This is a genomic window from Comamonas sp. SY3, from assembly GCF_041730275.1.
GTDB lineage: Bacteria > Pseudomonadota > Gammaproteobacteria > Burkholderiales > Burkholderiaceae_C > Comamonas > Comamonas sediminis.
Map to the genome: position 1 here is coordinate 1 of NZ_JBGTYN010000005.1, position 23668 is coordinate 23668.

Here is a 23668-nt window from a genome sequence, read left to right on the forward strand (position 1 = left end):
CAAACGCCTTCGCCGCACGCTATTGCGAGTCAAGATGGGATGACCGGACGCTTACCGAGCTGCGAGGTCATGCTCTCCTGCATCGACCAGCCCACGATGCGCCGCGAGTACAGGTCCAGTACCGCCGCCACGTACAGCCAGCCCTCGGCTGTCCAGATGTAGGTGAAGTCGGCTACCCACTTCTGGTTCGGGCCATCGGCCCGGAACTGGCGGTCCAGCACGTTGTCGGCCACCGCGCTGCGCGTGCCCCGGTCCTTGGGCAGTCCACGTCGTCGGGGCCTGGCTCGTAGTGCCTGCTCTCGCATGAGTCGCTCGATGCGGTGCAGACCACAGGCTTGACCTTGCTCCAGCACGTCGTGCCACACACGGCGCGCGCCGTAGGTGCGGTCGCTGCGCACGAAGCTCTGGTGGACTTGCGCGCCCAGCACTTCATCGCTGAGGCTGCGCTGGCTCCTGGGCCGTGTGAGCCACGCGTAGAAGCCTCCCCGCGAGACACCGAGCGCCTCGCACATCAGATTGACCGGCCAGGCCCCTCGGTGTTTCGCCACGAAGCCGAACTTCACATCGACTCCTTCGCGAAGTAGGCCGCGGCTTTTTTCAGGATGTCGCGCTCCATCTTAAGCTTGGCAACCTCCTTGCGCAGTCGCGCTATCTCCGCGTCCTGGGCCTTCTGCTTGCCGTTGCCAGGGAACGCCTCCTGGGGCTCCTCTCGCAACTCACGAACCCACTTGCGCAGCACGTTCTCGTGAACGTCCAGGTCCTTGGCTGCCTGGGCCACAGCCACGCCACGCTCGGTGACCAACCTGACCGCCTCGAGCTTGAACTCGCGGCTGAATGTCCTTCTTCTCTCCATGAACCACCTCCGGTTTCATCTTCCACCTTAACAAGGTGTCTTTGAAACCGGCAGCAGCCCACAATTCAGATGGATTGGCGAACTCGTGAGACCTACTCCGCCAAGGACCTTGAGTACCGCGGGCGTTCAAAAGCCAAATGAATTTGCCCTTTTGCGTCGTCTCTCCGACTGCAAGCCAGAGTCACTGCCTATGCATGACATCCATTCCACCTAAGGACCGCTTCTGGTCAGATCGTACGTCGGCTTGGGGTCGATCGCTGGCAGTCTCGAAGGGCCGCTGATGGGTCCCCTCGCTTTATCACGCTGCACCATCTAGTAGCCGTCCGGCGACAGACCAGTCAAGCAGCCAAAAGCAGTCGCTTGCAGGAACAGCTTCAATGACTGCTACTGGCCGAAGCCGGGCCTGTCCACTTGTGAATGCAGCACCACATAGCCGACCTGCGGTGCTGCGCTCTGAGCGTTCGGTTCTGTCTTGGCCATCAATAGGGGCGAGCCGTCGTCAGTAGGCCAAAAGAAGGCACCTGTTGTGCATTTCTCAATGCGATCATCCTGCAGCCGAAGAGTTGCCATCGATGGTAAATAAATCAACTATTCAACATTTGTTGTATAATTGATTTGTGCAAGAAGCCCAAGTTATCCGTTCCCTCTCTGCCCTGGCCCATGAAGCACGCCTGCGCGTGTTTCGTGCACTGGTGGTTGCAGGGCCTGAAGGCCTGACTCCCAGTGCGTTGGCCGAGCAGTTGGACATAGCCCCCAACGCACTGTCGTTTCACCTCAAAGAGCTCTCCCACGCTGAGCTCGTGAGTCAGGAAAGACAGGGGCGCAATGTGCTGTATCGCGCGGCGTTTCCCGCGATGAATAGCCTGCTCGCGTACCTCGTCGACAACTGCTGTCAGGGCAAGGCTTGCTCGCCAAATGCCTCGGTTTCATGCCCTTGCTAAAGCTGTCTTTGCTAGGTGCAGTTCATCATGTTGACGGCGATTCTGATCTTCATCTTCACTCTGACACTGGTTATCTGGCAGCCACGCGGCCTGGGCATAGGCTGGAGCGCCTCGCTGGGAGCCGGTATCGCATTGCTGTTGGGTGTCGTGCACTGGACCGATATACCGGTGGTCTGGAACATTGTCTGGAATGCTACGGCGACCTTTGTCTCCGTCATCATCATCAGCTTGTTGCTGGACGAGGCCGGATTCTTTGAATGGGCCGCGCTGCACTTTGCACGCTGGGGAGGCGGAAGCGGCGTCAAGCTGTTTGCCCTCATCGTGCTGCTGGGCGCTGCCGTGTCAGCCTTGTTCGCCAACGACGGAGCGGCCCTCATTCTCACTCCCATCGTAATGGCCATGCTGGTCGCGCTGGGCTTCTCTGCGGCTGCAACGCTGGCATTTGTGATGGCAGCAGGCTTCATTGCCGATACAGCCAGCCTCCCGCTGATCGTCTCCAACCTGGTCAACATCGTCTCAGCCGACTTTTTCAAGATTGGGTTTAACGACTATGCATCTGTGATGCTGCCGGTCACGGTGGTATCGGTCCTGGCCAGCCTTGGTGTGTTGCTGCTGCTCTTCCGGGGAAGCATTCCTGCGAGCTACAACCTTGGCCAACTCAAGCAGCCTTCGGCAGCCATCCAGGACATGGCCACTTTCCGCGCGGGCTGGGTCGTCCTGGTCTTGCTGCTGGTTGGTTTCTTCGCGCTGGAGCCCTTGGGCGTTCCCGTCAGCGCTGTGGCAGCGGTCGGTGCTGCGATCTTGTTGGTGGTGGCGGCACGCAGCGATGTCATCAGCACCCAGAAAGTGTTGCGCGGTGCGCCTTGGCAGATCGTAGCGTTCTCGCTTGGTATGTATCTGGTGGTCTATGGGCTGCGCAACGCAGGTCTGACGGAATACATCGCGATGCTGCTGAACCAATTTGCAGCTGGTGGCATATGGACAGCATCGCTGGGAACAGGAGTGCTCTCTGCAGTTCTGTCATCCATCATGAACAACATGCCCACGGTGTTGATCGGAGCCTTGTCCATCGATGCGTCGACGGCCAGCGGAACCGTCAAGGAGGCCATGGTCTACGCCAATGTGATTGGCTGCGATCTCGGCCCCAAGATCACGCCGATTGGCAGCCTGGCCACGTTGCTTTGGCTGCATGTGCTCGCCAAGAAGGGCACAAGCATTGGCTGGGGCTACTACTTCAAAGTTGGTGCGGTGCTGACCATGCCAGTGCTGCTTATCACTCTTGCAGCGCTGGCCCTGCGGCTCAGCCTGGCCTCATGAACCTTTGCAACGGAGATCCACCGCCATGACCAACATCACGATTTACCACAACCCCGCTTGCGGCACCTCTCGCAATGTGTTGGCGCTGATCCGCAACAGCGGCGAGCATCCCACGGTCATTGAATATCTCAAGACGCCGCCTGATCGCGCCACCCTCGTGGGCCTGATCCAAGCCATGGGCACGCCAGTGCGCGAGCTGTTGCGCCAAAAAGGTACGCCGTATGACGAACTTGGCTTGGGCGAGTCCAAATGGACGGATGCGCAGTTGATTGATTTGATGCTCCAGCACCCCATCCTGATAAATCGTCCCATTGTGATCACCCCGCTGGGAACCCGCCTGTGCCGCCCATCAGAGGCTGTGCTGGACATCCTGCCGCAGCCCCAGCAGGCCGCATTTTCCAAAGAATACGGAGAAGCCGTCATTGACTCGAATGGACATCGAATTGACAAGCGCTGATCTACCGAACCTCGACGAACAAGCTTTCGAAAAGCCCAGCCTTGAAGGCCTATTGCCTGCACAGCGTGCGACGCATGCGCCTCGCATTCTGCTGCTGTATGGCTCTGTTCGTGAGCGCTCCTACAGCCGGCTGCTGACCGAAGAGGCGGCGCGATTGCTGCGCACGATGGGTGCCGAACCTCGGGTGTTTGATCCGCGTGGTTTGCCTTTACCTGACGGTGCGCCGGAGGACCATCCCAAGGTCAAAGCGCTGCGCGAACTGGCGCAATGGGCAGAAGGGATGGTTTGGACTTCACCAGAACGCCACGGTGCCATTACCAGTATTCTCAAAGCACAGATCGACTGGATACCTTTGTCAGTGGGTGCGGTTCGTCCGACGCAAGGGAAGACATTGGCCGTGATGCAAGTCTCGGGCGGATCGCAGTCCTTCAATGCGGTCAACCAGATGCGCGTGCTGGGTCGCTGGATGCGCATGATCACCATCCCCAATCAGTCATCCGTGGCCAAGGCCTTTGCGGAGTTCGATGAGTTTGGCCGGATGAAGCCATCTTCGTACTATGCAAGGGTGGTGGATGTGATGGAAGAGCTGGTCAAATTCACACTGCTCACCCGAGATTGTTCGGACTATCTTGTAAGTCGCTATAGCGAGCGCCGTGAAAGTGCCCAACAGCTGTCTAAGCGGGTCAACCAAGGCAGCATTTAAGACATATGAGAGGTCCGTCCCGCATTCCTTCGAGGCCGATCGAGCAGCTGCTTCTTTTCTTCTTGAAAGACGGCCATGGGTGGACCTCAGGATCTTGCCAACAACTGCTAAGAGGCATGCCTACTTGCGGCCAATCTTCGTTGAGATTGCTCAGCATCGAATGACCGCTCCCGTTGAGAGCAGTCCTTGACTGGTAAGTCTGCGAGTGACTGCAATGGGTCGAGGCTGTGTAAAAACGCTTGGCTGACCACGCTTCAAAAATTAAAATCACAGCACCCGTTTTCAGCGAGGTGACCCATGAAGCGATTCATTGAAGGCCAGACCCGCGAGCAAGTGACCTTACTGCCCGAGTGTCTCGATGACTTTGTGGGGGCAGACAATCCTGTGCGCATTATCGATGCGTTCGTTGAAGAGCTGGACTTGCTCTCACTGGGCTTTGATGGGTCAACACCCGCAGCCACAGGCCGCCCGGGCTACCACCCTGCGGTACTGCTCAAGGTCTACATCTATGGGTATCTCAATCGCATCCAATCGAGTCGCCGCCTGGAGCGTGAAGCGCAGCGCAATGTGGAGCTCATGTGGCTCACAGGGCGCTTGGCGCCTGACTTCAAGACGATCGCTGACTTCCGCCGGGTCAACGGCTCGGGTAGGCGTGGTGGGGGTGGGCTGCGCCGAAGACGGTGATCACCCGGGCCAGCGCTGTGTCGGCGCCAGCGCGCATGTCCAGTGGGGCGTTGGTTAGCCAGGCAGCGTCGATGCGGATCATCGCAGCAGCGCACGCAGCATCTAAGCACAGGCGCTGGCAGCGTCCACAGGCCAATGCAGGGTGATCTTCATGGCGTGATGTTGGAGCTTGATGCGGATGCTGGATGGCGGTGTCGAGGGCTCGCCTTTACTGGCCAATACAGGCCGCGAGGCGGTGAGATCAATAGGGATGAATGCAGGAGCCGGGACCTCATCGCTGAGCAAGGGTGACCCTTGGCGATGGTCCTTGAGCCAGTGGTGCAACACGTTGGCGTTCATGCCATGTTGCAGGGCCAAGGCGGCAATCGAGGCGCCAGGTTGCTTGTAGGCGGTGAGCAGTTCGCTCTTGAACTGCGGGGTATAGGTACGGCGCGTGCGCGGCACCGAGTAGCGAGGGGCTTGAGAGTCTTTGAGCAAGATCGTGTCCACGTAGGTTTCGTGGACACGATCTTGCTCAGAGGTGAGTGCCGCATCAAGATGGGATTACCGGCCCCTTACAAACTGCTGAATTTAGATACGCTAAGAAGTGCTAGCTGGAGCACCGAAGCTCCTGCAATCTCTTCTTGGCTTTGCAACTAGTTTTCATGTGGTAGTCGCGGATTTTTTGCAATTCATAGTTACGTATCGGAATCTAGAAATTCTCAGTCACATATTCTAGAGTCGGTGCCAGTGCAGATCTGTCTGAACTGGTGCTGCAACTATCAACTCTTCCTTGTCTAGCGTCTTTGGCTTCTTGCCAGGGGCGCTTTTTTATGCCTGGAGCATCCATGACGATCGAATGTCCTCAATGTCATTCCACCTTGATCCGAACCAAATCTACCGCTAAGAAAGTAGGCCAAAACGTAGGAGCCATTGCAGGCACTGCAGCAGGCTTTGCAAACGCAGTCCAAGGCGCAGCCCTCGGCGCGCGCGTAGGGCTTGTAGCTGGCCCTGCCGGCACCGTGTTTGGCACCGCCGTAGGCGGCATCGTAGGCATCGTAGCAGGCGCTGCCATCGGCCGAGAGATCGGTGGAAGCGTGGGCGAAAAGGTCGATGAGATCTATCTCGAAAACCACCAATGCCTCGACTGCAACCACTCATTTCGCGCTTAAACCAAGGAGTCAGCGACCATGTCCCACCTCATCGAAACCATGGCCTACACCGGCCAAACCCCTTGGCACCAACTGGGCCACGTGCTCCCGCAAAAGCAACCTCTCGAAGTCTGGGCGCAAGCTGCTGGCATGCAGTGGCAGATCCTTGAAACGCCTGTTCGTTACCTGGCCACTGAAGGACTGGATGCGGCGTCGTCCTTGTATGGCGAACCCATGGAGTACCCAGAGCAAAAGGTGCTCTACCGCAGCGATACCAAGGCACCTCTGTCCGTGGTCAGCAACCGTTACCAGGTCGTCCAGCCCCGCGATGTGCTGGAGTTCTACCGTGACCTCACCGAGGTCGCAGGGTATGAGCTCGAAACCGCCGGCGTGCTCAAGGCTGGACGTAAGTTCTGGGCTCTGGCAAGGACAGGCAAGTCCGTTGCTCTCAAAGGCGATGACCAGGTCAATTGCTATCTGCTTTTGGCAACCTCCTGCGACGGTACCTTGGCAACGGTCGCCATGCCCACCACGGTGCGCGTGGTCTGCAACAACACCTTGGCCATTGCACTGCAGGGTGGTGTGAATGCAGTGAAGGTCCCGCATTCCACCAGCTTCGATGCCCAGGCCGTCAAACGCCAATTGGGCATCGCTGTGGGCCAGTGGGACAGCTTCATCTACCAGATGCGTACCTTGGCGGAGCGCAAGGTAAAGAGCCATGAAGCGATGAACTTCTTCCTCAAGGTCCTGTGCGACACCGACAAGCCTTCAACTCTGGTCAAAGGGAAGGGTGGCTTCACCAATGAGCGTGCCTTGCAAAAGGCACAAATGCTCTATGACGGCCATGGCCGGGGTGCCACCAAATCAGCAGCCCAAGGCACTGCCTGGGGCCTGCTGTGCTCGATCACCGAGTATGTCGACCATGAGCGGCGCGCACGCAGCCAGGACAACCGCCTGGACAGTGCATGGTTTGGCCAGGGCGCGGCGATCAAGCAGCGCGCCCTGGAGCATGCCTTGCAACTGGTGGCTTAAAGACCTCTAGGTGGCTGTCAGGTGAAGACCTGGCGCAGTGCTCAGAGCATATGTGCCGGCATCCAGATCAATCATATATCAATTCTTTCCATCCACTATCAGCACTTCCTTCCCATCCCTCCAAGATCAGAAGCCCTTGCCATTGCGGTAAGGGCTTCTGTGCTTTAGCGGGGATGTTTTGAAATGGAGCTTTCTTATGCCTATAACTTTAGTTTCTGCAGTGGAGGGGCAGCCCCTTGCACATGCCAATCCTTCTGAACGCAATCCTGGCGCAAGCCATGGATCAACCCGCCCCGCCTTGCGACTCGTATCGACACGAAACATGCCCCGGGAAACCTGGCTCGATGTTAGGCGGCAGGGCATCGGCAGTTCAGACGCTGCAGCAGCGGTGGGCCTAAACCCTTACCAGTCTCAGCTGGAGTTGTGGATGCACAAAACCGGCAAAGCCGAGCTGCTGCCTGTCGTGGACCCTAACGATGAGACATCACCTCTGTACTGGGGCACCTTGCTTGAGCCCATCGTTGCAGCCCATTACACCAAGCGCACTGGAAACCGCGTGCGCCGTGTCAATGCAGTGCTGGGTCATCCTCGCATTCCTTGGATGCTGGCCAATATTGATCGTGAAGTGGTTGGCGCCTCGGGCGTCCAGATTCTGCAATGCAAAACGGCTGGAATCAATGGCGCAAAACTCTGGAGAGATGGCGTGCCGGAATATGTCCAGCTGCAGGTCATGCACCAGCTGGCTGTCACTGGCAAACAGGCTGCTGATGTCGCAATATTGATCTGTGGTCAGGAGTTGCAGGTCCACCGCATCGAGCGCGATGAGGCCATGATCGCGCAGCTGATTGCACTAGAAGAGCAATTCTGGGACTGGGTCCAGAGAGGCAAAGAGCCTCCCGCTGATGCCTCGGAAAGCGCAGATACAGCACTGCGCTGTCTCTACCCCCAAGACAGCGGAGACACAGTGGACTTGTCGGAGGACATTCCGGCAATTCATGCATTCAATCAGCTCGTTGAAATCCGGCAATGGATAAGTGACTGGGAGGCGCAAGAGGCGCTACTCAAGCACCAGATCCAGCAGCGCATGGGCAATGCTCCCCTGGCCAGCTTTGGCAGAGGATCCATCAGCTGGAAGCGCAGCAAGGACAGCCAGAGCTTTGACGCTGCGCGCTTCCAGCAAAACCACCCACAGCTGGCAGCCAGCTACCTGCAGCGCAAGCAGGGCTCCAGGCGCTTTCTGGTACAGACCGGAGAAACACGGGATGGCGGAGACTCATGAGATGCCTGAGATCTCATGAGCATTTAGGCTGCGGCCCGCTACCACCCCCGCACCACACCCGCTGCGCAAGCATCCCCAACCCTACAGCCCCTGCCATCCAGCAGGGGCTGTTTCTTTATGACAGGAGAACACCATGATCCAAGGACTGATGATGACCCCGCCTGTGCTCGGTCGAATTGCCATCGGCAAGATGGTAGAACGCAACGGCAAGCGCTTGCCTGAAAAGGACGATGAATTCACCATCACCACCCAAGTGCAAAACAGGGCCGGTTGGGTGTTGCATCCGATCGACGGACTACTGCGCGCGCAGCTGGCTAAACCGGCTGGTCATGTTGATCTGCCGGCGTCAGATCCCGCGGTGCAGCAAGGCACGCAGGAGCGCGAAGCAGCAAGCAGACCCAGTGCCAAATCGACACTGCAAAGCAAGCTGGCAAGACGCGCCAAAGAGCAGGGTGCATCTGCAGCTGCCGTGCTTCCAGCAGCTGAAAGCGGCTCTGGCCCAGGTCCATTCACTATTCCTTCAGCTGAGCCTAATCAAGCTCCATTGCCAGCTCCCAAACTGCGCAGCATTCCTGTGCGGCTGTTGTTCAATGACCCGAGCTTGAACCTGCGAGCTTCTTACACCATGTTTGACCGGGCGACCGCACGGCCTATATGCGTGGGGGATGGCGAGAGCTGCAAGCGGGCCAACCAAGGCGTGATGGAATCTCACCCATGTCCCGGGCCTGACCATTGCGTGCTGGGGATGGATGGCCACTGCAAGCTGTTTGGACGCTTGCATGTGCGTATTGACCATTCTGGCTATCCCAGCGATGACTGTGGCACGTTTGTGTTGCGCACCACGGGCGTCAACACTATCCGAACCTTGATGGCTCGCATGCAGTATCTGCAAGCGGTCTCTGGAGGGTTGCTGGCTTATCTGCCGTTGGAGTTGCGTCTCAGAGGAAAGTCCACGACCCAATCCCGCCGCGCACCGATTTACTACGTGGATCTGTGCGTGCGTGAGGGTATGGGCTTGGAAGCAGCAATTGGTCAAGCGCGGGAAGCGGCAGACCGCGCGAAGCATGCAGGACTGGACCAGGCAGCATTGGATGCTGCTGCGCGCAAGGGCTATGCGCAAGGCCTCTTTGAAGAAACGGCAGAAGAAGTGAGCACCGTACTCCAGGAGTTCTATCCACGCGACGACGGTGGCCTGGCACAAGGAGGTGGCGATGGTCATTCTAACGAGCGCTGAAGGGGCGCCTGATGCTGGAGAGAGCTTTCAGCTGCAGCACCGCTATATGGCGGGACTGCGGTTTAACGGCATCTGGGAGTACCAAGCTCAAACGAGGGCAGGGCAGTGGCGCTGGAGAGCCATAGACCTATGGGAGCCTTCCTCGAACGAGACGAGGGAACTCGATCCTCAAGGGGCCTGGTGGTGTGTGCGGCAGTGTTCTGTTCTTATAGGCCGAAGATCTCGTGCCAGCCAGCAACGTCATAAGCAGTTGCCTCCTTGTCCTAACCTCAAGGAGATGCTGCAGGCTATGCCGCCCAACTGCAAAGTGCGGGAGCTGGATGCAGGGCATGCAGAAGGAACTCTTTGTAGCGCTATCGACGACTTGGTCGCAACGATAGAGAAGCAAGGCTGTGCCTTGCTCCGCTTTGAAGCGGCAGCAAGTACATCCGTGCCCTCTCGCATGCAATGGGTCTGGATGGTGGGTGCAGAGACGAGGGTAGGCGACAACGGCAAGTCTGCTTTATTGGTGGTCGGACCGCATTGGTCTGCGCCATGGGGGAGCGGGTTTGGAGCCAAGGCGCAGCCGTTGCCGGATGGGAACTGGAGGATCTGCAGCGTCGATGGTGAGGTCATGCGAGGGCGATTGACAGCCGCCATCACTGTCGAGCCTGCAGCAGGGGCATCCCTCGCAACTTACTAAGCGAAGCTACTTGGTGCGCACGGATTCGGCAGGTGGTTTGAGCAGGGTCCAGGGCTCTACCTGTAATGCTTGGGCCATGCGTTCGATGTTGGAGAGTGACACGTTCCAGCGGGATCTTTCTACAGCTGAAACGTAGGTGCGATCCAGCTCGCACTCCATCGCCAACCTCTCTTGCGACCAACCCTTGTCGACGCGCTTGAGCCGAATCCAGTAGGCGAGGACGTCGCGGAGGTTCTCGGGATCGGGCAGATGTGTGGGAGGAGTTGGTTTAGCTGACATCCCTCCAAGCATCTGTTTCTGATACATTTACATCTACGGAGTTTGCTTCACATATCAATCGCTAATTGTCACTGTTACCTGTCAATTCACCGCCGGCTATCCGTTCGGAGCCGGCATGGGGTGGAGATCCATCCCACTTTTTCTAACGAGACTATTTATGAAAACAAACAAAATTTCGAATGCGTTTGGGGCGCACAAGGCACTTCTCCAAATGCCTGCCAAGAGTGCTTTTGTGGCTCTCTTCGCTGGCGTGTTTCTGGGAGGTTGCTCAGGCAAGCCTTCCAGTTCTGAAATTGAGAAGGCATTGACCCTTGAGGTTCAGAAAAACTGCGAATACGCCTCGGTGACAAACGTGGAGGTGTTGAACACGCAGTACGGTGATCCGCAAAATAAGGAGCGCATCCACGTGAAGTTTACGGGTGATGTTAATGTGAAGATCACCGGCAAGCTCTTGGAGTCGTGGGACAACTTTGATAAGGGCAGTGAGATCTTCTGGGCTTGGGGCGAAGACATTCAGAACTTCAACAAGGAAATTGCTGAGGCACGGTCAAAAATAACGGATGAATACGATGCAGAAACAGCCGAGTACAAAGAGGCTATGTATAACGGGGGAGCATCGCCAGAATTGCTAGAGCAAGAGCGTGCTGCGAAAGCTCGGGCTGACGAGAAACGCGAGAAGATGGGGGAGTGGATCAAAAAAGGTGCCAACGACATCTTCAACAAGTACGCGAAGGACGCCGAAGGAATTTTGAGCAGCTATCAAGATGGTGGGATAGGACGTTTTCGTCCAATCTTCAAGCCTGGCATTCCAACCGGCTGCTCTAGCGTTGATCCCAGAACTCCCTTGGGCTTGCTTTACCAGGAAGCTACAAAAGGCGGAAAATTGGATGCTTACTTCTCGCGCAAGGGAGCCGTGGTAAGTATGCAGGCCGAGCGAACGATGGTGAAAACCGAAAAGGGTTGGATGTTGCCAGGTCAAATGTAGAGAAGTTCCACTCAGAGTTTAAGCTTTCGCGTAGACATAGGGAAAGCACACACTGAGGCGTTTGCCTCCGCGTGTGCTTTTTTCTTTTTTCCTTGCGATGGGTGTTTGGTTTACTTGAGTTTCGACGTCAGGTGTAGGCTGGTTGCAGTCGTTCGATTTTTGAACCCAAACGACTGCTGTGTACGAAACCTATCAGACGTGATTCGAAGGCTCCGTGGTCAGCAGTGCGCCAGTCGCTGTCGGTCGCCTTGGGGCCTTGCTCGGCATGCGCAGTGCAGCGTAACGCATCTTTCCCGAGTGACGGGCTACTGAAGGTCCGGCACATTGCTATCACAGGCACGAAGTCGGGTCGGGTCGAGACGATCGCCAAGGGCTTGGCGGCGTCTCACTCTTTCGAGACGCCGCCCTTTCACCCACCAACAGACCAGGGCAGACAATCAGTCAACCGTCTGCAGCACATCGTCGAATGACCTCGCCACCAAGTAACGCGCCGGATTCTCACCGGTCGCCAGTGCAGCGAAGTGAGCACGGCCGCACTCGATCTTGCCCCACTCCTTATCGCGTAGATCGTCAGCGAACAGGCTGCTCTTGGTTTCCAACACGAAGTACAGGCGCTGCACGCCATCCTTCTTCAACAGTACGGCCCAGTCCGGGTTGTAGTTGCCCAGTGGCGTCGGCACCTTGAACCAACTGGGCAGCTTGGCGTAGAGGAGCACGTCCTGGTTGAACTCCAGCGCCTGGGCGAAGTCGCGCTCGGTGGCGGAGTCGTAGACCACGTGCTCGTGGATAGCCTTGGCCGCGTCCTGCAGCATGCTCTTCAGGTAACCCGTCAGCTCCTGCTGCTCGAACAGCTCCTGTGCGTAGACCTGCTGCTCACCCAGCTTCTGATACTTAATGCCGTCCACCAGAGCCATGCGCTTGCAGCGGTTGATCTGCTCGGCCGTCTGCTCGATGAACTGCTGCGGATTGCGGCGGAAGTCATCCAAGCGCCCCGACTCGGTGAGGATGCTGACCAGGCTGCGGCGCGTCAGTTGGGTGCGGTCCTGCAGGTCCGTCAAAAGATCTGGTAGCTCGATGCCGGCCTCGTCCAGCCCGACGGTGTAAGCGCCGTCCTTCTGCTCCTTGGTCTCGACTCCTGCCTTGCCGATGGCGATGTCGGCCTTGCGCCATTGCAGGCGGGCCTTGGGGATCGGCGGCGCATCGCGCAACGCCTTAGTGCAGTCTTGAAGCAGCTTCGCGTTGTCGAACTGAACCCGGTAGGTAGTCTTGTGCTTGATGCGGTCCCACAAGGCCTTGAACTCCTCGCCCAGTGTGATCGCCTTGCCATCCGCGCCCTTGCGCAGCGGCACCGTCTTGCGCTCGTCCGCGTTCTTCACCTCCAGGCGACCGCTCACCTTGCGCAGCAGCTCCAGCACCTGCGTTCGCTGTGCGGCGAACGCATCAGGCAAGGCCAGCGTGCCATCCTTCAAAGCCTGCTTGAGAGAGTCCTGCACCTTCCCCTTGGCGTCGATGTGGCCGGTGGCCTTCAGGTGCTCCCACAGCAGCTTGGACTGATCCACCCCCAGTGCCGTCACATGCCCATCGGCACCCGCCACCGGGATGCCGGCGAACTGGTGCGGCTCCACGATGCCGAAGCGGATGCCCGTGTCGGCCTCGATCTCCCGCTGTAGGTTCTCCGCGAAGTCCTCGTAGGACTCGGTGGCGATGACCGTCAGACGGTTGACGTCGAAACCCCGCACCCGCTCCCCAGCCTGGTTCACGCACAGGCGCAGGCCGCGGCCGATGGTCTGGCGCCGTTCACGCTCGGAGCCCATCTCGCGCAGGGCACAAATCTGGAACACGTTGGGGTTGTCCCAGCCTTCCTTGAGGGCCGAGTGGCTGAAGATGAATTTCAGCGGCGTGGCGAAGTCCAGTAGCCGCTCCTTCTCCTTCATGATAAGGTTGTAAGCCCGCTCGGCGTTCTCGCGGCCGGCCGCGTTGTTGTCCGCCGTCTCCGTCCAGCCCCCCTTCTTGTCGATGGAGAAGTAGCCGTTGTGGACCTCCTCGGCGGCGGTGCTGAGGTCCACCTCGGCGAACAAGCTCTGGTAGCTGGGAAGCCTGGACGCGCGGCGGTACTCCTCTTCGAAGATGTGGGCGTAGTCGCCCTTCACTGCCAGGCCCTGGGCATCGAGCTTGCGGTAGCGCTCTACAGACTCAATGAAGAACAGCGACAACACCTTGATGCCCTTTGGCCGCAGCAGCTTCTCCTTCTCCAGGTGCTCACGGATCGTGCGACGGATCATCTCTCGCTGCACGGCCAGCTCATCAACGCCACCGTGCGCCTGGCCAATGGCCAGGGCCACCTCGCCACCGGGGTAGCGCAGTTCCACGAACTCGGCACCCTTGGCGGTGTTGATTTCACCCACGCGGAAGTCGGCGTAGATGGCGCGCTTGGTGACTTGCTGCAGGTCGTCACCATCGCTGACAGCCACTTCCCTCGGCTTCGGGCCACCAGCCTCCTGCACATGCAATTCAACCTGTGCGCTGATGCGGCCACGCTTGTTGGTGACACCGACCAGCCGCACATAGGGCTTGTTGAAGGCATCCTCCACGGTGGCTGCCGCCACCTCGATCTGCTTGACCAGCTTGCGCTCGTAGGCGTCCACCGCGTCCAGCCGGAACACCATGTGGTGCTTGTTGGCGTGGGTGGCCGAGTAGCGCAAGGTGCACAGCGGGTTCATGGCGTCCAGCGCGGTCTTGCCCGCGCCGCTCAGGCCGCCGTCCACGCTTTGCGGCTCGTCGACGATGACGATGGGGTGCGTGGCCCGGATCAGGTCGATGGGTTTCTCGCCGCCGGTCTTCTCGCTGTCCTTATAGAGGTTGTTGACGTCCTTCTTGTTGATTGCTCCGACCGTCACTACCATCACCTGGATGGCCGAGCTGGTAGCGAAGTTGCGCACCTGCCCCAGCTTGGCCGAGTCGTACAGGAAGAAGTCCACGGGCACGCCGGCATACAAGGCCTTGAAGTGCTCCTCGGTGATCTGCAGCGACTTGTAGACGCCCTCTTTGATGGCCACCGACGGCACGACGATGACGAACTTGGAGAAGCCGTAGCGCTTGTTCAGCTCGAAGATCGTGCGCAGGTAGACATAGGTCTTACCGGTGCCTGTTTCCATCTCCACAGTAAAGTCGCCTGACGCCAGCGTGCCGGCCGGGGCCAGGCCGTTGCGCAGCTGCACGTCCTGCAGATTCTTCAGCAACTGGTCATCGAGCAGGGTCAGGCGGTTGCCCACGCCCAGGTCGGTTTCGGCTACACCCAGGGTGAGCTGTTGCTCAGGCAGACGCATCGTGACGGTGAACTCCGTCCGGCATACCTCCTGGCCTCGAAACAAGTCACAGACCGACTCGATGGCCTGCTTCTGGTAGTCTAGGTCGGGCTCGAAATGCAGCTTCATGCACTCACCTGTTCTGCTGCAGGCAGCCAGCCCTTGGCATCTAGCACGTTCAATGCAATACCGATTTGCCGCGGGGTGAACTGCTTCTTCCGGTCGCTCCAGACATGCGTCTCCCGGACAACGTCTTCAACGACCGCACCTGCGCCCGCGTGGGCAGCCACCCAGTGCACGGTCGCCAGAAGCTCCAGCCCGAACGGCGTCTCAAAACCCTCAACCAGGTCACCGACACGGTCAAACCGCGCGCGGGTGTCCACATGCTCGCCCAGGAAGGCTCCAGCCTCCTCAATGGCGCCAGGCACCACGGTCAGCGGCTTGGTGGGGTCATCACCACCATCGGCGTACCCTGCCACCATGTGCCCCTCGATCTTCTGCAGCACATGCCGAAGGTTCTCCGCATACGGACCATAAGGCGCCTTCACGTAGTTGAGGCGCAGCGGCTCGCCCGCCTCCTGCATGAAGTACATCAGCTTATGCACTTCCAGCAGCGAAATGGCCGGGTCTAGCAGACCTTGCACATAGCGGTTCATAAGCTCGACGAGCGCCGCCCGGCCGGCCGTCATGCGGGGCACCTCGCGGCTGTGCTGCATCTTGTCTGTTTGCGGGGCCCCCTTGGGCTCGTAGAGGCGAACACGCACCTCGGGCAGCGCCTGCATGGCAGCCTCGATGCGCGGGCGCACCTCATCCCACTCCAGCCCGCCCAGGCCACTGCCCAGCGGCGGAATGGCTATCGATCGGATGCCAAGGCGTGCGACGTCGCGCACCAGCGCCTCCAGGCCGGCGTCGATGTCCTGCATACGGCTCTTGCCCTTCCAATGGCGCTTGGTCGGGAAGTTGACGATGTAGCGCGGTGCGGCCAGTTGCTCCGTGTCGTAGATGAACATCCGCCCAGGCTGCACCTCCTCGCGGTCGCAGGCCGCCTTGTAGGCCTTGAAGTTCTCGGGCCAAGCGTTCTTGAACTGCAGCGCAATGCCGCGGCCCATGATGCCGACACAGTTCACCGTGTTCACGATGGCATCCGAGTCGTCCTTCAGGATGTCACCACTGGTGAGTTCGATCATGGTCAGTCTCCGATTCAGTAATACCAAGCAGGCATGAACTCCACCGTGGGCCGGTGGCCTCCAACGGGCAGCGCATGCGCAACCTGGTTAGCAATGGGCTGCGACAGCACCCCAATGCGTTCGATCAAGTGCCAGGGGAAGCGCTCTTCCAGCAGGAACTCGGCCTGCTTGCCTTCCTTGTGGGCGCTCCAATTGCGGGCGCCAACGGCGTCCCAGTTCACCTCGCCTAACTTTGCCAGATCGGCTCGATCCTCGAAGTAGTACGCCCCGGCATTCGACAAGGTAAAGGCCCAACGTCGCCCCTGATTGTTAGCCCAGGCCACAGTCGACTGCAAGTCGGCCTCCAGATGCACGATAGGATCTTGTCCGCCCTTGTAGGCAAGGTCGGCATTCCGCATATGGATCAGGTAGAGCATGATCGAGCGTGGACAGAAGTAGAACGGCACGCATTGCCCCACAAACAAGCCCGGGTGGCTGCTCAACTGCAGCTCCGTCATCCGGCGCTGCTTGATGTGGTTCATGCCGATGACCGTCCCTGGCGCCGCCGCCTGCACCACGGCCGCGTCGGACAGCAGACCGCCGCTGGCAATAATGGACGGTAACCGGTCCACATGACAGATGTGGTACAGCTTCGGGCGATCAGGTACGGCCATGGTCAGAGGCTCCGCACGTTCTGGATGCCGTGCTGCTGCAGGATGGCCGCCATGTTTGTCTTCGCCACGTCGTCCGCAAAAGCGCTATCGCGAAATACGCAGGTGGTGTCGCCGGCCGGCGCTAGTTGCTGGTGCCACTGAACAATGCCTTCGGCCAGCGTTTCCACCTCGGCGGCAGTGATGCTTTCGGCCAGACAGGCCAGCAGCACACCTGCACCCACCGAGTGGACGGACTTGCTGGCAATCATCTGCTGCCGGATGGGAACGCAGAGGTCCAAGCCAAGTTTGAGAAGCAGTTCGTAGAGTAGGTCTTGCTCGGAACGACCGGGAAGCAAGTGATCCTGATGACTCAAAAGGTCCGATTGAAGATCGTCGGAGCCGGGGTTCCACGCGCGCATATTGGATAGGTCCAGGCGAAATGAGCGAAAGCCCAAATCCTGCTGTTCCGGACCATCAGTAGCAATTGCTTTGGCAGATCGCCGCAACCGCTCCCTGGTAATTCCCGAGATGCTCTTAAACATCCCATCCTCAATGGGCTCGGGTAATTGCACGAGGACGAATCGACGATTCCCCCCATCTTCCTGATTCGCGCGATACACCGCATGACCGGTCGTGCCAGAGCCAGCAAAGAAATCGAGCACGATGTCACCTCCGTCCTTCGACGTAGACAACTGAAGCATCCGAAGAATCAGCTTGGTTGGCTTTGGAGTATCGAACGATTCGCTATCGGGAAATAGCGTGCGCAATTCATTCTTTGACGTGCGATTGCTCCCAACGTCCTCTTTCCTCCACAACGTACGTGGCGTGAGGTCAGCGACCTCATTGAGATAGCGCTTAATACTCGGTCGGGCATCTTTTTTGGGGCCCCACCAGACCCGCCCATCGTTGTCCAACTCTTTCAGTTTTTCCTCAGAGACCCGCCAGAAGCGACCAGGAGGAGGCCCAAAGGTCCGCCCCGTCGGACCGACAATCTGATAGGTTCCCTTAGAGTAAGGCTTGTTGGCAAACGGGTCTCCTGCAATCCACTCGCCTCTTGGGTCATTATCAGGATTCGCATAGATCGAGTTTGCCTCCTCGGTGCGCGGCAGCTTGCTAGGTGCCCAGTCTGGACTTCGGGAGTACACAAGCACGAAATCATGGTCTTCCGAGAACTGCCGCGCAGTGTTTCTTGGAGAGTCGGCCTTCTCCCAGATTGCGGTTGCGCAGAAACACTCAGCGCCGAAAATCTCGTCCATGACATTGCGAAGGTGCTGAACCTCTTGATCCCCAATCGAGACAAAGATTACTCCGTCCTCCGTGAGGAGGTTTCTGGCGACCTTTAGCCTCGGATAGATCATATTTAGCCAGTCGGTGTGAAACCGGCCACTTGCCTCTGTGTTGCTTGTAATCCGCTGCCCTTCAGCTACCTGCCCAGTAAGCTCCAGGTAACTCTTCACGCTGTCGTGGAAGTTATCGGGGTATACGAAGTCCCTGCCTGTGTTGTACGGCGGGTCGATGTAGATCAGCTTTACCTTGCCGGCATAGCTCTTTTGCAGCAGCTTCAGCACTTCCAGGTTGTCACCCTCGATCATGAGGTTCTGGGTGCTGTCCCAGTCCACGCTCTCTTCAGGGCGAGGGCGCAGCGTGCCAGTGCTGGGCGTCAGGGCCAGTTGGCGCGCCCTGCGCTTGCCATGCCAATTCAGGCCGTACTTCTCTTCGGCATCGGTGACCGTGGCGTCGCCCACCAGGGCCTTAAGGACATCCAAGTTGATGGCGATGCCCTTGGCGCCTTCGGTGACAAGCTCGGGGAACAAGTCCTTGAGCTGGGCAATATTGCCAGCCACCAGGTTGGCGGACTGCGCCTCAGGCGCGCAGGCGGTTATCTTCTGCATGTTCGAGTTCGTCATGAATGTGTCTGTTCTTGTTGTGTCATAGAAGCCGAGCCCGCACCGCAGCCAGCTCGACCTGCAGCCGCTGCAACGCCAGGTTCTGATCCACGCGCTTGGCGATCTGGCTTTCTTTGCCAGCCTGGGCCCGCAAGCGGGCGGCCTCCGCCTCCAGTCGCTGGTGTTCGATCAAAGCGATCCGCCGCATGGCGGCCTGGTCGGGCGAGGAATCCGTATGGAAGTGCCCTGTCACTCGCGCCACCTGGGCGGCCAACAGGGTGTCCATCCAGCCTTGGTAGAGAGCCTTCAGGTCTTGCTGAGGCTGTCGCCCAAGCGCCAAGGCATCCAACAGTCCGTCCGGCACCTCATCGCTGAACTGGAAGTTCACGACATCGCCGTCCAAAACCACGCGCCCCGCTTCGTTCTGGGCCGTGCGCTTGTGGGAGAGGCTTATCGCCGCTGTATCCGGCGTGCTGACGATCAACACCACCGGGTAGGGCACGGCCCGATGCACAAGCTCGGCCAGGCGCTGCAATTGAGCCGGCTGGGCGTGGGTGGACCGCACCTCCATGCTCAGGACGGCGAGCTCCAGATACTCCCGTATCTCGTCCCGCCACGTCGAAATGGCAGTCGTCGCCGGCTTGATGGCGGCCAGCCAGTGGGCTTCTTCGATGCCGTCCGTAAGCAAGCGGCGGTCGGCCGCGGTGGTACCACCGTGCTCCGCCAGCATCTTCTTGGGCACGCGCTGATCCACCCTGCAGCTCGGCGGCAAGGCCAGGGATGCCACTATGGCATCGTGTAGAGCGCGCACGGAGTCGCTCACGCAGCGCCTCCTTGGAGCTGCATGCTGCCGGGCAGGATGACCATGAAAGCCAGAACCTCGAAGTCGTTGGCCCCCGCGAACTCTCCCTTCATGGCATGCGTGCCGCCCGGCGCGAACAGGCTGGCTACGGCACGCTCTTCAGCCTTGCCGACGACCGAGGCAATGGCCGCCGCCAACAGCTTCTGCGCATGGCGCATGTCCTCGCCTTGGCGGGTCTGCCGGTCGAAACGGGCACACGCACCCTCGTCCGGCAGCTCACGGCCGAGCGCCACGCGCTTGAGCCGGTCCATAACGCGCTTGGCCTGCGGGTAGGGTAGCAGGACGGCACCATCGTCGCCCACATGCACGAGGTAGATTGGCGCCAGCGGGTAGTCCGACGCCGCACCTTTGGCCGCAGCCGCGCCCTCGGCCCGCAGGCAGAAGACGATGCCGGGCGGGATGTCGGCGTCGATGGTGGAGGTGACGGCATAGGTGCCGAGCGGTGCCTCTTCCAGCACGCCGGGGTGCTCCTTCAGGAACTCGGCCAGGTCGATGCGGAAGTCGGTCAGCGTGAGGTCGGTGATGGAGACGCCGCTGGAGAGGTCTTCGATGTCGATGACCGTGTCCTGCAGCTTCAGCAACTGCTTGCGCCGGTACTCCAGATCGTTCATCGGATTGCCTGACTGCTGCTCGATCAGGTTCTCTTCGCCGGTGGCCGACACGTCCAGCAGTACCATGCGGCCGCTGACCCGCTGCTCCAGGCCGATGTACTCCTCCAGCTCCATGTTGGGCCAGAAATTGACGAGCTGGACGCTTTGATTCGGCGAGCCAATGCGGTCCACGCGCCCGAAGCGCTGGATGATGCGTACCGGGTTCCAGTGGATGTCGTAGTTGATAAGCCAGTCGCAGTCCTGCAGGTTCTGACCTTCGCTGATGCAGTCGGTGGCGATCAGCAGGTCGATTTCGCCTTCCTCCGCCAGCTCGGCTGGGCGCTCCTTGGAGCGAGGGGCGAAAGCGGAGAGCACGCTGCTCATGCTCTTGCGCAGCCCCGGCAGCGTGGACTGGATGCCCGCTGAGCCGGTTATCAGCCCGGACTCAAGCCCTAGCTTGCCTTTGGCCCACGGCGCCAACTGGGCGTAGAGGTACTGCGCCGTTTCGGAGAACGCGGTGAAGACGATAATCTTGCGATTAGCCTTGCCCCCCACTACGTTGATAGGCTCGCGGCATTTGCGCTCGATCACTTCGCGCAGCTTGGCCAGCTTGGCATCGCGGGCCGCGTCCACCTGTTGGGCAGCCTGAAGCAGGTTGTCTAACCGGTTGCGATCCTCAACGAGGTCCTGCTTCCAGCGGTGCAGGTCCACATCGCTAAGCAGCACCTTGACCTTGCGACCGACCAGCAATTGCTCGAAGACTGGGTCGTCGATGTCAACGGCGGCAATATCCAACTCTTCGACCTCGCCGGCATCCGATGCATGCTCCTCGATTCGGGCCAGCGTGGTCTCTACATCCTTGAGCTGGCGCTGGATGGTTAGCGCGAACGAGGAGACCGCGCTCTCCATGCGCTTCAGTACATTGACGCGCAGCAGGTGAATCAGGCTCTCCTCACGGTCTGCCTGGCGGAAGATGCTCTCGCCGCCGCGGATTTCCGTGCTGTACTTGGCATCGTAGGCCTCGGTCTTGTGGGGCAAGACGTAACGCATCGGCGCATAGGAGGCCAGGTTGAGCCGTCGAATCTCGAGGTTGATGTCACGAATGGCCCGAAACTGGCCTGCGGTGTCCACATCGGCCTTGATGTTGATGGGCGCGCGACGCTCCGGGAAGCGCCCGGTCTCCTCGGTGCCGTAGTAGCGCTCAATGTGTCGGCGCGACCGCGCAATGGTCAGGTGATCCAGCAGGGTGAAGTAGTCGAATCCCAGCATCTCGACCAGGCGGCCAGGGACACGTTCTTCCTCAGGCAACTCCAACCAGCGGTTGAACTGAATCTGAGCCTTGCGGGTCGTCTGCTCGACGCTGGCGATGCCATGGTCTTGCAGTGCGGTGTCGTCCCCCTCGGTAGCGAAGGCGATCTGATTGCGCAGGTCGGACAGGCGGTTGTTGACCGGCGTGGCCGAGAGCATCAGCACCCTGGTCTTGACACCTTCGCGGATGATTTTGCGCATCAGCCGGTGGTAGCGGGTCTCGGAACCTTGCTTGGGGGACTTCTTGTTGCGGAAGTTGTGCGACTCGTCGATGACGACCAGGTCGTAGTTGCCCCAATTCACGTGAGCCAGGTCGATGTCGCCGGATTGGCCACCATCACGCGAGAGGTCGGTGTGGTTCAAGACGTCGTAGTTGAATCGGTCGGCGCTCAGGATGTTGCGGCGGTCGTTGGCCTTATAGAGCGTCCAGTTGTCCCGCAGGCGTTTGGGCGCTAGCACCAGAACCCGGTCGTTCCGCAGCTCGTGGTACTTGATGATGGCCAGAGCCTCGAACGTTTTACCCAGACCCACTGAGTCGGCAATGATGCAGCCTCCAAAGCGGGCCAGCTTGTCAATGGCGCCCACTACGCCGTCGCGCTGGAACTTGAAGAGCTTCTTCCAAATGACGGTGTTGCGAATGCCGGTAGCCGCCTTGACGATGCGGTCCTCGTCAAGCGCCTCGTCGCGATTACCGAGCAAGTGATGCAGGATCAGCGCGTACACCTCGAAGGGCGCTCGGTGCACCGACATGCCCTTGAGAGCCTCGACAAGGCTCTGCGCTCCGTCAGGCTGGTGCCGCAGCGCGTTCCATTGCTGGTCGAACCAGCGCGCCAGCGTGCGAGCTTCCTCCGGCGATTCGGAGGCCTGGATCAGGTTCAAGGGGTTGCTTGGGGCCAAGCCCAAACCTTCAGAGCTGAGTGCAAACGAGCCTAGGACTACTTGCGCAGGCTCATCGCTGACACCGGTCATTACCGCAGCGCCTTGAGGTACTCGGCCATGCGCGCGGCGCACCTCCGCCTTCTGCGTCAGCCATTGGGCGCACTGGCTCGCCAACCATCGCGCTTGTAGGCGATTCCGCTGAGCGCGGTCGCTCTCCCCGCCAAGGAGTTCCAACTGATCGTTGTCGGCAGGCAGGACGAGTTGCACCTGCCCCAGCTCATTCACGGCTTCGCGAAGCTCTGCGAAGGCATGCAACGAAAACGAGGGCGTGACACAGCCCAGCCTGCTGCCTGACACCAAGTGCGGCAGCAGCAGGTCGATCACGCGGTCTGAGCCGCTGTTTTGCACCAGCTTCATGAACTTCTCCCTCCTGTGTCTCAGCCCCCTAGCTGATCTCTGCGCCAGACTCAGGCAGGCTAGACGCCGCCTGAGCGTCGATCCAACGCTCGATATCCGCACGCTTGAAGCGCCAGGTCGCTCCCACCTTGAATCCAGGCAGCTTGCGGTCCACGGCCAGTCGGTAGACGGTGCGCTGGTTCACGCGCAGATAGTTGGCGACTTCCTTCACGGTCATGACGCTGTCGGTCGCGGTGTTCATGGCAAAAAACGGGAACAAGGGGATACGCCAGTATAAAGGAGTACAAAACAGGCCAAAGCTGCGCGACCCAAAGAGGCTAGTTTCAGCCTCTTGATTTCGGACGGCCGAAGATGCAGCCAGAGGACGCACACCACCCGACTCGTCGCACGCCCTCCCGGCGTTTGAAGTCTGGCCATCCATCCAGCGGCAGCCGTCGAGGTTCATTCAGCACCTGATCGCCTGCGCCAAGATTGGCACGCCGGTGAGCGGCGCTCAGCGTAAGCACAGCCCCAGCACCCTGCTGACTGGCGATGGAGGTCCTACACATCCAAGACTGGCCGCAGCAACTAAAAGTCAACGTAATAGTCCCTTCCGCCCATCGCCTAGCGTCGCCGTTCTCTGATTGATCTTGGTGATCATCCCGACCTGCATGACGCCCTTGACGTCGTCGATGCTCGCCTTCTAGTGCAGCCGAAACGACTAAGACCTACGCCCGCGACAGGCCAATTAGCGTGAGTTCGCGCGCAGCAGACCAGTGGCAGCAACCGCTGCAAAGTCGAAATTGGTGCTGTGGGACTACTTCAGGCTGAATGCAGTCAGTCAACTCAGAAGTACCAATGACTACTGATGCTCAGAGCAGTCATTGATCCGAGGCCTCTGCGAAAATCTTCCCATGGACAAAACAGTCCAATGTCTGCCTAGGATGGGTTGGTCGATTCACAGCCGCGACCTAAGCAAGATAGCATTTGGGAGGCCAGATTGTGGTGAACAGATCCGCGCTTCCGCGAGGCGATTCCTATCTTTTT

At 59.4% G+C, this 23668-nt stretch carries 18 protein-coding genes and 2 pseudogenes; 10 read left to right on the forward strand and 10 right to left on the reverse strand.

Annotated features, from left to right (window positions below; all coding sequences use genetic code 11):
* Positions 1-56 precede the first annotated feature (56 nt).
* A pseudogene (locus tag ACCQ08_RS08280) lies at positions 57-853 on the reverse strand (IS3 family transposase); the annotation flags it as partial.
* 617 nt (positions 854-1470) lie between these two features.
* On the opposite strand from ACCQ08_RS08280, the gene ACCQ08_RS08285 reads away from it, so the two are divergent.
* The 5 genes and pseudogenes from ACCQ08_RS08285 to ACCQ08_RS08305 form a co-directional block, all read left to right on the forward strand.
* Positions 1471-1794, forward strand: a complete 324-nt coding sequence (locus ACCQ08_RS08285; RefSeq protein ID WP_373449447.1) for an ArsR/SmtB family transcription factor — start codon at positions 1471-1473, stop codon at positions 1792-1794.
* 27 nt (positions 1795-1821) lie between these two features.
* Positions 1822-3111 (forward strand): arsenic transporter, encoded by a 1290-nt coding sequence (locus ACCQ08_RS08290; RefSeq protein WP_373449448.1) that lies wholly within the window; start codon positions 1822-1824, stop codon positions 3109-3111.
* A gap of 25 nt (positions 3112-3136) precedes the next feature.
* A complete protein-coding gene (gene arsC / locus ACCQ08_RS08295; RefSeq protein WP_373449449.1) occupies positions 3137-3568 on the forward strand; it encodes an arsenate reductase (glutaredoxin) in 432 nt (143 codons plus the stop codon).
* On the forward strand, positions 3555-4271 hold the full coding sequence (gene arsH, locus ACCQ08_RS08300) for an arsenical resistance protein ArsH (protein ID WP_373449630.1): 717 nt from the start codon (positions 3555-3557) through the stop codon (positions 4269-4271). The genes arsC and arsH overlap by 14 nt, the downstream gene beginning before the upstream one ends.
* A gap of 297 nt (positions 4272-4568) precedes the next feature.
* A pseudogene (locus ACCQ08_RS08305) lies at positions 4569-4925 on the forward strand (transposase); the annotation flags it as partial.
* A gap of 132 nt (positions 4926-5057) precedes the next feature.
* On the opposite strand, the gene ACCQ08_RS08310 reads toward ACCQ08_RS08305, so the two are convergent.
* Entirely contained in the window at positions 5058-5444 is a 387-nt protein-coding gene (locus ACCQ08_RS08310) for a transposase (protein ID WP_373449450.1), read from the reverse strand.
* Positions 5445-5782: 338 nt separating this feature from the next.
* Here ACCQ08_RS08310 and ACCQ08_RS08315 point away from each other — a divergent pair, with 338 nt between their 5' ends.
* The 4 genes from ACCQ08_RS08315 to ACCQ08_RS08330 all read left to right on the forward strand — a co-directional run bounded on the left by ACCQ08_RS08315 (position 5783) and on the right by ACCQ08_RS08330 (position 9630).
* Positions 5783-6106, forward strand: a complete 324-nt coding sequence (locus ACCQ08_RS08315) for a hypothetical protein (protein ID WP_373449451.1) — start codon at positions 5783-5785, stop codon at positions 6104-6106.
* A gap of 18 nt (positions 6107-6124) precedes the next feature.
* On the forward strand, positions 6125-7117 hold the full coding sequence (locus tag ACCQ08_RS08320) for a DUF932 domain-containing protein (protein WP_373449452.1): 993 nt from the start codon (positions 6125-6127) through the stop codon (positions 7115-7117).
* A 322-nt stretch (positions 7118-7439) separates the two neighbouring features.
* Positions 7440-8396, forward strand: a complete 957-nt coding sequence (locus ACCQ08_RS08325) for a YqaJ viral recombinase family protein (protein ID WP_373449453.1) — start codon at positions 7440-7442, stop codon at positions 8394-8396.
* A gap of 133 nt (positions 8397-8529) precedes the next feature.
* The gene (locus ACCQ08_RS08330) at positions 8530-9630 is read left to right on the forward strand and encodes a phage capsid protein (protein WP_373449454.1); all 1101 of its coding nucleotides are present in this window, start codon (positions 8530-8532) and stop codon (positions 9628-9630) included.
* 688 nt (positions 9631-10318) lie between these two features.
* Here ACCQ08_RS08330 and ACCQ08_RS08335 read toward each other — a convergent pair.
* Positions 10319-10591 (reverse strand): helix-turn-helix domain-containing protein, encoded by a 273-nt coding sequence (locus ACCQ08_RS08335; RefSeq protein WP_373449631.1) that lies wholly within the window; start codon positions 10589-10591, stop codon positions 10319-10321.
* 157 nt (positions 10592-10748) lie between these two features.
* Here ACCQ08_RS08335 and ACCQ08_RS08340 point away from each other — a divergent pair, with 157 nt between their 5' ends.
* On the forward strand, positions 10749-11576 hold the full coding sequence (locus ACCQ08_RS08340; RefSeq protein ID WP_373449455.1) for a hypothetical protein: 828 nt from the start codon (positions 10749-10751) through the stop codon (positions 11574-11576).
* A gap of 437 nt (positions 11577-12013) precedes the next feature.
* Here the strand turns inward: ACCQ08_RS08340 and ACCQ08_RS08345 are convergent, their stop codons facing one another.
* Genes ACCQ08_RS08345 through ACCQ08_RS08375 form a run of 7 tightly spaced genes read right to left on the reverse strand, consistent with a single transcriptional unit; the run spans position 12014 to position 22883 of the window.
* Positions 12014-15010 carry a type III restriction-modification system endonuclease gene (locus ACCQ08_RS08345; RefSeq protein ID WP_373449456.1) on the reverse strand — a complete coding sequence of 999 codons (2997 nt, stop codon included), beginning with the start codon at positions 15008-15010 and terminating at the stop codon, positions 12014-12016.
* Positions 15007-16068 carry a macro domain-containing protein gene (locus ACCQ08_RS08350; RefSeq protein ID WP_373449457.1) on the reverse strand — a complete coding sequence of 354 codons (1062 nt, stop codon included), beginning with the start codon at positions 16066-16068 and terminating at the stop codon, positions 15007-15009. Before ACCQ08_RS08350 ends, ACCQ08_RS08345 begins: the two co-directional genes overlap by 4 nt.
* Before the next feature lie 14 nt (positions 16069-16082).
* The gene (locus tag ACCQ08_RS08355) at positions 16083-16721 is read right to left on the reverse strand and encodes a DUF4433 domain-containing protein (RefSeq protein WP_373449458.1); all 639 of its coding nucleotides are present in this window, start codon (positions 16719-16721) and stop codon (positions 16083-16085) included.
* 2 nt (positions 16722-16723) lie between these two features.
* Positions 16724-18607, reverse strand: a complete 1884-nt coding sequence (locus ACCQ08_RS08360) for a site-specific DNA-methyltransferase (protein WP_373449459.1) — start codon at positions 18605-18607, stop codon at positions 16724-16726.
* Positions 18608-18629: 22 nt separating this feature from the next.
* The gene (locus tag ACCQ08_RS08365; RefSeq protein WP_373449460.1) at positions 18630-19409 is read right to left on the reverse strand and encodes a DUF4391 domain-containing protein; all 780 of its coding nucleotides are present in this window, start codon (positions 19407-19409) and stop codon (positions 18630-18632) included.
* The gene (locus ACCQ08_RS08370; RefSeq protein ID WP_373449461.1) at positions 19406-22642 is read right to left on the reverse strand and encodes a helicase-related protein; all 3237 of its coding nucleotides are present in this window, start codon (positions 22640-22642) and stop codon (positions 19406-19408) included. The genes ACCQ08_RS08365 and ACCQ08_RS08370 overlap by 4 nt, the downstream gene beginning before the upstream one ends.
* A gap of 28 nt (positions 22643-22670) precedes the next feature.
* A complete protein-coding gene (locus ACCQ08_RS08375; protein ID WP_373449462.1) occupies positions 22671-22883 on the reverse strand; it encodes a helix-turn-helix domain-containing protein in 213 nt (70 codons plus the stop codon).
* Positions 22884-23668 lie beyond the last annotated feature (785 nt).

Excerpts from the sequence above, each read along its gene's own strand:
- ACCQ08_RS08320 (WP_373449452.1), top strand. The coding sequence starts at position 6,125 with ATGTCCCACCTCATCGAAACCATGGCCTACACCGGCCAAACCCCTTGG.
- ACCQ08_RS08355 (WP_373449458.1), bottom strand. The coding sequence starts at position 16,721 with ATGGCCGTACCTGATCGCCCGAAGCTGTACCACATCTGTCATGTGGAC.
- ACCQ08_RS08340 (WP_373449455.1), top strand. The coding sequence starts at position 10,749 with ATGAAAACAAACAAAATTTCGAATGCGTTTGGGGCGCACAAGGCACTT.
- ACCQ08_RS08330 (WP_373449454.1), top strand. The coding sequence starts at position 8,530 with ATGATCCAAGGACTGATGATGACCCCGCCTGTGCTCGGTCGAATTGCC.
- ACCQ08_RS08350 (WP_373449457.1), bottom strand. The coding sequence starts at position 16,068 with ATGATCGAACTCACCAGTGGTGACATCCTGAAGGACGACTCGGATGCC.
- ACCQ08_RS08335 (WP_373449631.1), bottom strand. The coding sequence starts at position 10,591 with ATGTCAGCTAAACCAACTCCTCCCACACATCTGCCCGATCCCGAGAAC.
- ACCQ08_RS08325 (WP_373449453.1), top strand. The coding sequence starts at position 7,440 with ATGCCCCGGGAAACCTGGCTCGATGTTAGGCGGCAGGGCATCGGCAGT.
- arsC (WP_373449449.1), top strand. The coding sequence starts at position 3,137 with ATGACCAACATCACGATTTACCACAACCCCGCTTGCGGCACCTCTCGC.
- ACCQ08_RS08315 (WP_373449451.1), top strand. The coding sequence starts at position 5,783 with ATGACGATCGAATGTCCTCAATGTCATTCCACCTTGATCCGAACCAAA.
- ACCQ08_RS08375 (WP_373449462.1), bottom strand. The coding sequence starts at position 22,883 with ATGAACACCGCGACCGACAGCGTCATGACCGTGAAGGAAGTCGCCAAC.
- ACCQ08_RS08345 (WP_373449456.1), bottom strand. The coding sequence starts at position 15,010 with ATGAAGCTGCATTTCGAGCCCGACCTAGACTACCAGAAGCAGGCCATC.
- ACCQ08_RS08360 (WP_373449459.1), bottom strand. The coding sequence starts at position 18,607 with ATGACGAACTCGAACATGCAGAAGATAACCGCCTGCGCGCCTGAGGCG.
- ACCQ08_RS08290 (WP_373449448.1), top strand. The coding sequence starts at position 1,822 with ATGTTGACGGCGATTCTGATCTTCATCTTCACTCTGACACTGGTTATC.
- ACCQ08_RS08370 (WP_373449461.1), bottom strand. The coding sequence starts at position 22,642 with ATGAAGCTGGTGCAAAACAGCGGCTCAGACCGCGTGATCGACCTGCTG.